We start from the raw sequence: 12,185 nt of genomic DNA, 5'->3' as shown, positions 1-12,185 counted from the left end.
GCTTCAGAAACTCGACCCCGGCTGCGAAAGAAACTCCAGCTCCTCAACCGTAGACTCCCGCCCCAACACCGCATTGCGATGCGGAAACCGCCCAAACCGCGCAATCACCTTCTGATGCCGCTCGGCATAATCCAGGTTGTCGGCAAACACCCCACGCTCCGCCTCCGGCTGCTCAGCCACCAGTTCGATGAATCGCGAGACCGCTTCATTCTGCACCGCGAGGTTTTCGCAGTGTTCGAAGACGAGGTAAATGAAGAGTCGCTGGATCGGTTTCAACTGCCGATCGAAGTCTGCGGCAATCCCCTGAGCCACCAGTTTCTGGGCCCGTAGATCACCGGAAAAAGCCTTGGGCGTATCGCGAAAGATCATTCGCGGGAGTTGGTCGAGCAGCAGCACCAGCGCCAGCCAACCTTCGGGATGTTGCGTCCACTCGGTCAATTCGCCAGCGAGGGCCTGATCGACAAAGACCCCGAAACGCTCACGCGCTTCGAGGTCCTGGCTGTCTTTCTTGCCAAACCACAACTTGCCCTTTTCAGCCGTTACATCCTTTGCCGATTCGGACTGACCGAACCACCAATCGAGCAACGGCTGCCAGGGCGCGGTCATGGTTTATTCCTTGTGGTAAGCCGTGGCGCGGGCGACTTCTTCTTTCGAGCCGAGGAACACCGCTACGCGCTGGTGCAGGCCTTCAGGCTGAATATCGAGGATGCGCTGGTGGCCGTCGGTAGAAGCGCCGCCCGCCTGTTCCACCAGGAACGACATCGGGTTGGCTTCGTACATCAGGCGCAGTTTGCCCGGTTTGGACGGCTCGCGGCTGTCGCGCGGGTACATGAACAGACCGCCACGGGTCAGGATGCGGTGCACGTCGGCAACCATCGCCGCGACCCAACGCATGTTGTAGTTCTTTTTCAGCGGGCCTTCTTCACCGGCCAGCAGCTCCGAAACGTAGCGCTGTACCGGAGCTTCCCAGTGACGCTGGTTGGACATGTTGATGGCGAATTCCTGGGTGGATTCAGGAATGGTGATGTCTTCGTGGGTCAGCACGAAGCTGCCCATTTCGCGGTCCAGGGTGAAGCCCTTGACGCCATTGCCCAGGGTCAGGATCAGCATGGTTTGCGGACCGTAGATCGCGTAACCGGCAGCCACCTGCTGGGTGCCTGGCTGCAGGAAAGCCTTTTCATTCAGGGCTTCGTTCTGGCTCAGGTATTCGTTCGGGCAGCGCAGCACGGAGAAGATAGTGCCGACCGGGGCGTTGATGTCGATGTTCGACGAACCGTCCAGCGGGTCGAATACCAGCAGGTAGGCGCCTTTCGGGTATTTGCCCGGGATCTGGTAGGCGTTGTCCATTTCTTCGGACGCCATGCCGGCCAGGTGACCGCCCCACTCGTTGGCTTCGAGCAGGATTTCGTTCGACAGCACGTCGAGCTTCTTCTGCACTTCGCCTTGCACGTTTTCCGTGCCCATGCTGCCCAGAACACCGCCCAGGGCGCCTTTGGACACGGCGTGGCTGATTTCTTTACAGGCACGCGCCACCACTTCGATCAGGAAACGCAGATCGGCAGGAGTGTTGTTGCTGCGGGTCTGCTCAATCAAATAGCGACTCAGGGTAACGCGGGACATGGACGGCTCCGGTGGAATGGGGGGCTAAAAACCCGCGCAGTTTACAGGGAGTCTGAAACCGTAGCGAGCAATGACGCCGGTAACGTGCGTCGGGGGCAATTCCTGCTATCAGACGTGATCGAACCGAGAGAGTTCAGGCACCGGATTCAGCGTAGATGCAAACCCGACGGGTGTGGAGGTCACACCCGTCATATTCAGGACTTGGCCGACGGCTTGCGCAGCAGACTGAAGGCCATCGCCGCCAGAAACAGCACGCTGAGCAGCAGCACCGCCCACAGGCCGAACTTCTTCCAGTTGGTGTCCGCCGTGGCCGAGGTGGTGGCCGTCGAAGTCTGGGTCGCCAACGCTTCGCCCTGCACCGTGGCCCTGCCCAGCGTGGCCAGTTTCTCCGGTTTGAAATCGGGGATCAGCGTGGTCAGCGGCAGGTTTGCCGTCTTCACGGTCGGATTGCCCAGCGCCAGGCTGTACGGTCCGTCGCCGCGCGCGAGGAAAATGACCTGAGTGGCGCGCACCGCGTATTTCACGCTCGGTGCCTGCTCGCCGAGACCGCCGCCGCGTTCGTCGACCGTCAGTTTCAACTGCTGCACGGTCTGGCCGTAGAGCTGCAATTCGTTCTGCACCACGTCCTGGCCATTCTGGGTCAGGCGATAGAGCAAGCCGCTGCTCAACGGTTGCCACGGCATACTGCTTTCGCGACGCCCCGACAGTGTCACTGGCGCCAGGCTGTTGGCCTGCTTCAGTTCGACCTGCACCCGCTCGATGTTCAGCCCCATCGGCAACTGCCAGGTGTATTCGCCGGGCTTGCCGCTGCTGCCGGCCAGTGCCGGCGACCAGACCAATGGCAGCGGCAGGTTGCGCGGGTCGCTGCTTTTCAGTTGCGCCGACGTCAGGACCGGCGCCGAGGCCGGCGAATCCCAGAGCAGACGCAGATACCGCGCCGATTGCCCGGGCAGCGCCACTTCATGTTGCTCGACCCGTTCGTCGGCAAAGGTCAGGCGCGCGACCTGGCCTTCGCCCCAGGCCTGCCAGTGCTGCAAGTCGTCGCTGGCCTCGATGCTGAAACGCTGGAAACCGTCGCGCTCGCTGGTCCAGTCGAGGATCAGTTGCTGCAACGGCGCCTTGATCGCACTCGCGTCGAGCAGCCAGCCACGCAGCACTTCCTCGCCCGCTTCCAGTTGGCTGGACGGCTGCACCTCCACCAGCGTGCCGGTGGTGGTGGATTGCACGCGCACACTCGGCGCGCGCTCGGTGGCATCCGCCGAGTTGTACAGCGGGAACCACTTCACCTCATGCAACTGGCCATCATCGCGAGTCTGCGCCGATTCCCGGGCCAGCGCATAGGCCTGAGGCTCTCCGGCGGCGTTGAACACCCGCAGGTCGCTGAGATCGGTCTGGCGCGCCTGCAACTGCACGCTCAGCGGCAGTTCGAGTCGATACCACGGGCCTGCGCCACTGACCGACAACGGCACCTGCGCGACGAAGTCCGCCGGTTTTTCCTGGGCGCCGGCCGCCATGGCCACGCCCAGCAACAGCCACCCGAGATTAAGCTTGCGACTCAAGACGACACTCCTTCGGTTTCCGGGGCCGACTGGTCCGCCGCCGGTGCAGCTTCGACGCGTTTGGGCGGCAGCGGCGCAAAATAGCCCACCACCAGCAACAACACACCAACGCCGATGAACGAGACGATCCGGGCCAGTCCGCCACGGTTGCTCAATTCGACAAAAATCAGTTTGGCCACCACCAGCGCAATCAGCGCCGCGCCGATCAGCCACACTTCACGGCGATGGCGCAGGTGCCCGCCGATCATCAGCCCGAGCGCCATCAGCGTCCAGACGATGGACAAGCCGGCCTGCACCAGCATCGAGTCGAGCAACAGATCCAGCTCGAACGGAATCCCCGCCCAATGGTGCGCGGCGCGGGTCACCAGCGCGGTGCAGAACGCGAACAGCGAAACGCCAGCAATCAGTTGTGTCGCGTAAGCGGCATAATCCTGGCGGATCGACAACTCGGCGACGGCGCTGCGCGACCAGACGTAGACACCGAACAGCGCAAACAGCAGACCCAATTCCAGCGGGTTGAGCAGCGGCACATAAGGCAGCGGTTCGGCATTGCCATCGCTGACGCCATTGGCCAGCCAGAACCAGACCAGCATCAGCACCGCCAGCGGCGCCGCCGTATACAAACGGTATTGGCGAGGGAACGCTGCCACCGGCCATGGCCACTGACGCGGTGCGGCCATCAGCAACAGATACACGCTCGGCAGAATCGCCCAGCCCAGCCAGCGCCAGGCGTTGTACTGCTCGGACAACAGCAGCAGTCCGTAGCGCAATTCCAGCGCCAGCACGCCGATCAGCAGCCAGCAACCGAGCACATGGGCCGTGCTCAAGGCCCGCGCCGGCAACATCGGTGCCAGACGTCGCAGGCTGATGAAATGCACAACGAACACCGCCGCCCACGCCAACCAGCCGAAATCCGCCGCCGGGTGATAACGCGAATGCCACGAGACCAGCAACACCAGCCCGGCCACCGGAATCAGCAAGGTGCAGAGTAGACCGAGCGACGGCCATTTCAGGCGCAAGGCCAACACCGCCCACAACGCGACCATCAACGCGGCGACCAGCAGCAATAGCGATTTTTCCAGATTCACCGGCGCAAACCGCATCACTTCGCTGAACCACGCCAGCGCCCACCAACCGGCGCCCCACACCAGCAACACGTCGGACAGTCGCTGCAAGCTCAGCACATCGAACGCCGAAGCGTGATTGCCCAATTGCAGGCGCCACGCCCCGATCATCGCCGCCAGGCCCAGCACCAGTGGCGTCCAGAATCCGCCATGGGCCAGCGGTCGCAGCCCCTCGCTGGACAGCGGCCCGAGCAACTCAGGGCCGGCGAGCAGAAACGCCGCGCCGCCGATCAGTTGCAACAGCAGACCGAACACAAAACTCACGCGCTGCTTGAGGTACAGACTGAGCCAGATGATCAGCAAACCACTGGCCGCCCACACCGCACTCGCGGTCTGCCATGGCAGCACGAACAACACCGCCAGATTGATCAGCACCAGACCCGCCAGCAGCACCACCGACAACCCGCGCAGCAGACGAACATCGCTGCGCACCATCTCGTCGCGCGCCGCCAGCAGCATGCCGGCGATCAACGCCAGACCGATCAACGTGGCGCTGAGCAGACCGCTCCAACCGGCGCTGAACACGGCCGCCGAATCCTCGCCCGCCCCTTGCAGGCGCAACAGGAACAACGCCCCGCCGAGCAGTTGCACGGCAAACGCGGTGAACAGGAACGTGCGCGATTGCAGGCGCAAGCCGACGAACAAGGTCGCCAGCCCGGCCAATGCCCAACTGATCGCCGTGCCCTGAATGAAGAAGAACAGCGGCGCCAGCAGATACAGGAAGGTCAGCCCCAGGCACGCCAGCACTGGCAAGCCCTGACGCTCCCACAGCGAGGTTTGCTCCGGCGACGCCTTGCGCAATTGATAGAAGCTGAACAACAACGCCGCGCCGAGCATCAATGCCCCCAGCGGCGCGCCGTCGAGCAGGCTGCTTTCGCCGACACGTAACTGGCTGAGAAACGCCAGCGCCGAGCCCAGTTGCAGCAGCAATGCGAAGGCCCGTGCCAACGGCCGTTGCTGACGCAAACCGAGCCAGAAAATCCCCGCGCCCTCCACCGCCCAGGCAGCGGACGTCCAGCGCGCATCCAGCCCCAGCGGAATCGCCAGGCTGGCGAAAATCACCCCGAGCGCCAGGCAAGTCTCGCCCAGCAACATCGCCCGGCCACCCATCAGCACTTTGGCCAGGGCCATGTAGATCATGCCCAGCGCCAGCGCACTGAACGCGGCAGCGAATTCCAGATGCTGGACCAGCGCGAATTGCAGGCCGAAACCCACCAGCGGCGGACCGAACAGCATCGTCCCGTCGACGTAGTCGCCCTTGCGCGCCGACCAGTGCAGCAGCGCCTCGCGATCGTCGTCCGCCGGGGCATCCGGCATGTCCAGCAACTTGCGTCGGGCGAACAGCAGACCGATGGCCAGGTACATCAGGAAGAAAAGAATCAGGAACGGCTCGGTGCTCCACAGCAGTTCCGGCGTGTACGAACGCAGGCCCCAGGCGAAACCGATGCCGAAGGTGCCCACGAAGCCGATCAGGTTGAGCAGGCGCCAGGCCTTGAACCAGGCGATGGCCAGAATGCCGGCGTTGAGCAGCGCGAAATAACTGAACAGCGCGACGTGGTTGCCGGCCCCGGTGGAGGTCAGGATCGGCGCGGCGAAACCGCCCAGTGCGGCGACGCAGGCCAGGGCCAGGGAATCCTGGGTGATGGCCAGAATGGCCGAAAACACCGTCACCGCCACCAGCAAGCCCAGCGCGGCAGACGGATCGAGCAGCGGATGCAGACGCATCGCCGCAAACACCGTCAGGTACAACACCGCAATCCCGGTGCCCTGCAGCATCAAGGCGTAACTGTTGTTGCGATGGCGCAACCACCAACCCAGCGCCAGCAAGCCCAGCGCTGCTGCCGCGACCCCGGCGTAACGCAATTCGATCGGCACCACCATGCCTTCGGTGGCGTAGCGCAGCAGAAAGGCCAGACCGAAGAACAACAGCACCACGCCGACCCGCAGCACAGTGTTGCCCCCGAACAGCCAGTTGCGCGCAGCGCTGATGCCGCGCTCGATGAGGTTCGGGCCACGGGGTTCGGCGGGTTGTCGGGGTTCAGGTTCAGGCGTAACGGCGTCCAGACGCCAGACATCGACCGGCAGCGGCTGACTGGATTCGCTGGCGGCGACGGCAACAGGTTCAAGTTCGGGAGGCAGTTCCCAGACCAGCTCGGGTTCAGCGGCAGAGGGTTGTTCAACTACCGTGACGGGCTCAACGACCGTTGCGCTGGCCGGGGCGACACTCGGCGGCGCTGGCGAATGCACTGGAGCGCCCTCCAGCAGAAACAGTCGCTGTTCGACGCCCTGCAACGCGATCTTCGCGTGATCCAGCTGACGCTGTTGCTCGGCGGCTTGTGAACCGAGCCGCGCGATACGCATCGCCTGGCCGATGGCGAGCCCCAGCAACGCGCCCAACAGCGCATCGCTGAACGACTCGTCGAGCAGCCAGCCGAGCAGCAGCCCGATCAACATGAACATCCATTGCATGGTCGATATCCCTGAGCAGCCCCGTGGCGGGGCGGAACCAAGGCTCAGTATATCGGCCCGGCCCAACAATCGTGGGGCCGGGCGCACATTTGTCGCTAAAAGTTACTCCAGTGCCTTCCAGATATCCGTGGCGTACTCGCGGATCGTCCGGTCGGAGGAGAACCAGCCCATGCGCGAAGTATTCAGCACCGCCGAACGCCACCAGTTATTGGCGTCGTGCCAGAGCGCATCGACGCGCATCTGCGCCTCCCAGTAGGAGTCGAAATCGGCGCAGACGAAGAACCGGTCGTAATCCACCAGCGAATCGATCAGCCCGGTGTAGCGCGACGTATCGTCCGGCGAGAACACTCCGCTGCGAATCGCCTGCAACACATCGTTGAGGCGATGGGACGCGGCAATGTCCGGCACCGCGCTGAACTCGTGGTTCTGCTTGCGCGCTTCGACCTGCTGGGCACTGAGGCCAAAGATGAACATGTGCTCGGCGCCGATGCTCTCGCACATTTCCACGTTGGCGCCGTCGAGGGTGCCGATGGTCAGCGCGCCGTTCAGGCCGAACTTCATGTTGCTGGTGCCCGAGGCTTCGAAACCGGCGGTGGAGATCTGCTCCGACAGGTCCGCCGCCGGAATGATGCTCTCCGCCAGGCTGACGTTGTAGTTGGGCAGGAACACCACTTTGAGCAGGCCACGCACGGTCGGGTCGTTGTTCACCACCCGGGCGATGTCGTTGGTCAGTTTGATGATCAGCTTGGCCTGGTGATAACTCGCCGCAGCCTTGCCGGCGAAGATTTTCACGCGCGGCACCCAGTCGATTTCCGGCTCGGCGCGGATCGCCTGATACAGCGCGACGGTGTGCATCAGGTTGAGCAACTGGCGCTTGTATTCGTGGATCCGTTTGACCTGCACGTCGAACATCGCCGCCGGGTTGACCGCGATCCCCAGCCGTTCATGGATCAGGTAAGCGAGGGCCTTTTTGCTGTGCAGACGCTGTTCGGCGAAGGCTTTGCGGAACGCTGGTTTTTCGGCGAACGGCTCAAGATCGAGCAGACGCTCTTCAGGGTTGTCCAGCACGTCGGCGCCAAGGGCATCGACCAACATCGACGTCAGCTCCGGGTTGGCCTGATACAGCCAGCGGCGGAAGGTGATGCCGTTGGTCTTGTTGTTGATCCGCTCCGGATACAGCTTGTGCAGTTCAGCGAACACGGTTTTGCGCATCAGCTGCGTGTGCAGCCCGGACACACCGTTGACGCTGTGAGAACCGAGGAACGCCAGGTTGCCCATGCGCACCCGGCGACCGTTGTCTTCCTCGATCAGCGACACCGCGCGCAGCACGTCGAAATCGTGGATGCCCTTGGCCCGCAACGAATCGATGTGCTGGGCGTTGATCAGATAAATGATCTGCATATGCCGCGGCAGCATGCGTTCCATCAGCCCCACCGGCCAGGTTTCCAGCGCTTCGGGCAGCAGCGTGTGGTTGGTGTACGACAGCGTGTCGACGGTGACTTGCCACGCCGCGTCCCAGGCCACGTCGTAGACGTCGACCAGTTGGCGCATCAGTTCGGCGACGGCGATCGAAGGGTGGGTGTCGTTGAGCTGGATCGCCGCATGATCGCCCAGGGTCAGCACCGAGGTATGCATGTTGCGGTGACGGCGCAGCAGATCCTGAAGCGAGGCGGCGACGAAGAAGTATTCCTGACGCAGGCGCAATTCCTGCCCGGCTTCGGTGCTGTCCGCCGGGTAAAGCACGCGGGAGATACTTTCGGCCCGGGCCACTTCGGCGACGGCACCGAGATGGTCACCGGCGTTGAAGCGCTCCAGATGCAGGTCTTCCATGGCCCTCGCCCGCCACAGGCGCAAGGTGTTGACGCTCGCCCCGCGCCAGCCGACCACCGGTGTGTCATAGGCAATCGCCCGGACGGTTTCCGCCGGGTGCCAGACTTGCCGGGACTTGCCGCTGGCGTCGGTGACTGTCTCGACGCTGCCGCCAAAGCCGATCGGGTAGACCACCTCTGGCCGCTCGAACTCCCAGGGGTTGCCGAAATCCAGCCAGTGCTCGGTCTGTTCCTGCTGCCAGCCGTCGACGATGGCCTGACGGAACAACCCGTGCTCATAACGAATGCCGTAGCCGTGGCCGGCGATACCGAGGGTCGACATGCTTTCCATGAAGCACGCCGCCAGCCGTCCGAGGCCACCGTTGCCCAGCGCCGCATCCGGCTCCAGGATGCGGATGCGCTCGAGATCGACGCCCAGTTCGGTCAAGGCTTCACGGGCGACGTCCAGCAAACCGAGGTTGCTCAGGCTGTCGTACAGCAAACGGCCGATGAGAAATTCCAGCGAGAGGTAATACACCCGCTTCTGGCCTTTGCGGTAAATCTGCCGGGTGTGGTCCATCCAGTGCTCGACCATGTGATCGCGCGCCGCCAGGGCGATGGCTTCGAACCAGTCATGGTCGAAGGCGTGATCCGGGTCTTTGCCCACCGCATAGGTGAGTTTGGTCAGGACGGCGTCGCGGAATGCGGCCACCTCTGCTTCGCGAACTAGTGGTTCTTGAGTCATCGATAGGACCTCGAGCGAGCGGGGAGTTGTCAGAGCCTAGACGGTCTGACCGACGGTAAGGGCTCTGGTTCGGCAGTTTTTACCGAGAGTGTGAGATCGACCGGCAATACTCTGGCGAATGCCTCAATGAATGCAGGGGCCGTGCCGAATTGTCGGACGATGTGCGCGCATGAAGAAAAAATCTGGCGAAAGGTTGTTCAAAAATCCACCCGTCCCGGTATGATCGCGCGCCCTGATGCACACGCCTGGTAAACCCCGATGATGAAGCCCAACCTGATCGCCGCAGCCGAGATCGACCGTCTCGATACCTGGGCCAAATATTCGGCCCCGATGTGCGGCTCGTGCGTTTCCAGCTGCTGCACGCTGCCGGTCGAGGTCAAGATCAAGGATCTGGTGCGTATCGGTGTGGTCGACGAGTTCGAACTGGGCGACCCGCCGAAGAACATCGCCAAGCGTCTGCAAAAGGAAGGGCTGGTCGAGCGCTTCAACCAGAAGTCGGGGATTTTCACCCTGCAGCGCATGAGCAACAACGATTGCTACTACCTGGATCGTAAGAGCCGCCTGTGCACCATTTATGACAAGCGCCCGGACACCTGCCGCAACCACCCTAAGATCGGCCCGCGCCCGGGTTACTGCGCGTACAAGCCGAAGGAAGTGGAGCGGGTGCAGAATTCGCGGTCGATCGAGCGGTTCTGATCCCGACGCCTGATTGATCGTTCCCACGCTCTGCGTGGGAACGCAGCCCGGGACGCTCCGCGTCCCAAGAGCCTAACGCGGAGCGTCCGCTGAGGCATTCCCACGCAGACGGTTCGACGCCTCGACGTGGGAACGAGACTTTCGAAAGCCAGACAAACAAAAACGCCCCCGATCTCTCGACCGGGGGCGTTTTTTTCAGCCTTGGCTAAATCTTACGCCTTGGCTTTCTTGGCAGCGCGGGTACGCTCGCTTTCGTCCAGGATCTTCTTGCGAAGACGGATGGACTTAGGAGTGACTTCGCACAGCTCGTCTTCCTGGATGTATTCCAGAGCCTGTTCCAGGGTGAAGCGAACAGGTGGGACCAGAGCGATGGTTTCGTCTTTACCCGAAGCACGCATGTTGTCGAGCTTCTTGCCTTTGGTCGGGTTCACACCCAGGTCGTTGTCGCGGGAGTTCTGACCAACGATCTGACCGTTGTAGATCTCCTGGCCGTGTTCTACGAACAGCTTGCCACGAGCCTGCAGGGTTTCCAGGGAGTAGGTCAGTGCCTTGCCGGTTTCAACCGAAACCAGAACGCCGTTCTGACGGCCGGACATGTGGCCCGACTTCACTGGAGCGTAACGGTCGAAGATCGAGGTCAGGATGCCAGCACCGTTGGTCAGGGTCAGGAACTGGTTACGGAAACCGATCAGACCGCGAGCAGGGATGTTGTATTCCAGACGAACACGGCCCTTGCCATCCGGCACCATGTTGCTCAGGTCGCCTTTACGCAGACCCATCTCTTCCATGACCTTGCCCTGGGATTCTTCAGGGATGTCGATGGTCACGTTTTCGAACGGTTCCTGCTTCACGCCGTCAACTTCACGGATGATCACTTCAGGACGGCCCAGGGCCAGCTCGAAGCCTTCGCGACGCATGGTTTCGATCAGTACCGAGAGGTGCAGCTCACCACGGCCGGATACCTTGAACTTGTCAGCCGAGTCGCCTTCTTCAACGCGCAGTGCAACGTTGTACAGCAGCTCTTTGTCCAGACGATCCTTGATGTTACGGGAGGTCACGAACTTGCCTTCTTTACCGCAGAATGGCGAGTCGTTTACCTGGAAGGTCATGGAAACGGTTGGCTCGTCAACGGTCAGAGGCTTCATCGCCTCGACGTTGTTGATGTCGCACAGGGTGTCGGAGATGAACAGCTCGTCGAAACCGCTGATGCAGACGATGTCGCCGGCCGCTGCTTCTTCAACGTCAACGCGGTGCAGACCGTGGTGACCCATCAGCTTCAGGATACGACCGTTGCGGCGCTTGCCGTCGGCGCTGATAGCGACAACCGGGGTGTTCGGCTTGACGCGACCACGAGCGATACGGCCAACACCGATAACACCCAGGAAGCTGTTGTAGTCCAGCGCGGAGATCTGCATCTGGAACGGACCGTCACGGTCAACAGCCGGAGGCGGAACGTGGTCGACTACCGCCTGGTACAGCGCGGTCATGTCTTCGCCCATGGCGGTGTGGTCCAGACCGGCAATGCCGTTCAGGGCCGAAGCGTAAACAACCTGGAAGTCCAGTTGTTCTTCGGTGGCGCCCAGGTTGTCGAACAGATCGAAGATCTGGTCCAGAACCCAGTCAGGACGCGCGCCCGGACGGTCAACCTTGTTGATGACCACGATTGGACGCAGGCCGGCTTCGAAAGCCTTCTTGGTCACGAAACGGGTTTGCGGCATAGGGCCGTCCTGGGCGTCGACCAGCAGCAGCACGGAGTCAACCATGGACATAACGCGCTCAACTTCGCCGCCGAAGTCGGCGTGGCCCGGGGTGTCCACGATGTTGATGTGGTAGCCGTTCCAGTTGATGGCGGTGTTTTTCGCCAGAATGGTAATGCCGCGCTCTTTTTCCTGGTCGTTGGAGTCCATCACGCGCTCGTCGTTGAGCTCGTTGCGCTCCAGGGTGCCGGATTGACGCAGGAGTTTGTCTACCAGGGTGGTCTTACCATGGTCAACGTGGGCAATGATGGCGATGTTGCGTAGATTTTCGATCACTTGTGTATCTCGATCAGAGGATTCGGTTTGCTGACAAGTCTTGGCAGCGATTGACAGTAGTGTCCGGCATGGCCGTTACAGCTTGACGGCGGTGTCGGGGGGCCGGTGACGCAGGCCACAGGCAAACAGCC

At 62.2% G+C, this 12,185-nt stretch carries 7 protein-coding genes; 1 reads left to right on the top strand and 6 read right to left on the bottom strand.

What is annotated here, in order from left to right; translation table 11 throughout:
* Positions 1 to 3: 3 nt before the first annotated feature.
* The 5 genes from ACEN93_RS18655 to ACEN93_RS18635 all read right to left on the bottom strand — a co-directional run bounded on the left by ACEN93_RS18655 (position 4) and on the right by ACEN93_RS18635 (position 9,325).
* A complete protein-coding gene (locus ACEN93_RS18655; protein ID WP_085647994.1) occupies positions 4 to 606 on the bottom strand; it encodes a DUF924 family protein in 603 nt (200 codons plus the stop codon).
* 3 nt (positions 607 to 609) lie between these two features.
* Positions 610 to 1,620: a class 1 fructose-bisphosphatase gene (locus ACEN93_RS18650; protein WP_065261556.1), complete on the bottom strand. Its 1,011-nt coding sequence runs from the start codon at positions 1,618 to 1,620 to the stop codon at positions 610 to 612.
* Positions 1,621 to 1,814: 194 nt separating this feature from the next.
* Positions 1,815 to 3,179, bottom strand: a complete 1,365-nt coding sequence (locus ACEN93_RS18645; protein ID WP_495610360.1) for a DUF3999 domain-containing protein — start codon at positions 3,177 to 3,179, stop codon at positions 1,815 to 1,817.
* Positions 3,176 to 6,772, bottom strand: a complete 3,597-nt coding sequence (locus ACEN93_RS18640) for a DUF2339 domain-containing protein (RefSeq protein WP_495610359.1) — start codon at positions 6,770 to 6,772, stop codon at positions 3,176 to 3,178. Before ACEN93_RS18640 ends, ACEN93_RS18645 begins: the two co-directional genes overlap by 4 nt.
* A 102-nt stretch (positions 6,773 to 6,874) precedes the next feature.
* Entirely contained in the window at positions 6,875 to 9,325 is a 2,451-nt protein-coding gene (locus ACEN93_RS18635; RefSeq protein ID WP_039764697.1) for a glycogen/starch/alpha-glucan phosphorylase, read from the bottom strand.
* A 258-nt stretch (positions 9,326 to 9,583) separates the two neighbouring features.
* Here ACEN93_RS18635 and ACEN93_RS18630 point away from each other — a divergent pair, with 258 nt between their 5' ends.
* Positions 9,584 to 10,021, top strand: a complete 438-nt coding sequence (locus ACEN93_RS18630; RefSeq protein ID WP_007952500.1) for a YkgJ family cysteine cluster protein — start codon at positions 9,584 to 9,586, stop codon at positions 10,019 to 10,021.
* 212 nt (positions 10,022 to 10,233) lie between these two features.
* On the opposite strand, the gene typA is transcribed toward ACEN93_RS18630, so the two are convergent.
* Positions 10,234 to 12,054, bottom strand: coding sequence for a translational GTPase TypA (gene typA, locus ACEN93_RS18625; RefSeq protein ID WP_007952502.1), 1,821 nt, complete (start codon positions 12,052 to 12,054; stop codon positions 10,234 to 10,236).
* Positions 12,055 to 12,185 lie beyond the last annotated feature (131 nt).

The sequence above is a fragment of the Pseudomonas sp. Pseusp21 genome, assembly GCF_059492145.1.
Note: the sequence above shows the minus strand (reverse complement) of the source record. Positions and strands in the feature narration are given on the sequence as shown.

What these genes read in the sequence shown, in the direction of transcription:
- ACEN93_RS18635 (WP_039764697.1), bottom strand. Translation starts at nt 9,325, where the DNA reads ATGACTCAAGAACCACTAGTTCGCGAAGCAGAGGTGGCCGCATTCCGC.
- ACEN93_RS18650 (WP_065261556.1), bottom strand. Translation starts at nt 1,620, where the DNA reads ATGTCCCGCGTTACCCTGAGTCGCTATTTGATTGAGCAGACCCGCAGC.
- ACEN93_RS18640 (WP_495610359.1), bottom strand. Translation starts at nt 6,772, where the DNA reads ATGCAATGGATGTTCATGTTGATCGGGCTGCTGCTCGGCTGGCTGCTC.
- ACEN93_RS18630 (WP_007952500.1), top strand. Translation starts at nt 9,584, where the DNA reads ATGATGAAGCCCAACCTGATCGCCGCAGCCGAGATCGACCGTCTCGAT.
- ACEN93_RS18655 (WP_085647994.1), bottom strand. Translation starts at nt 606, where the DNA reads ATGACCGCGCCCTGGCAGCCGTTGCTCGATTGGTGGTTCGGTCAGTCC.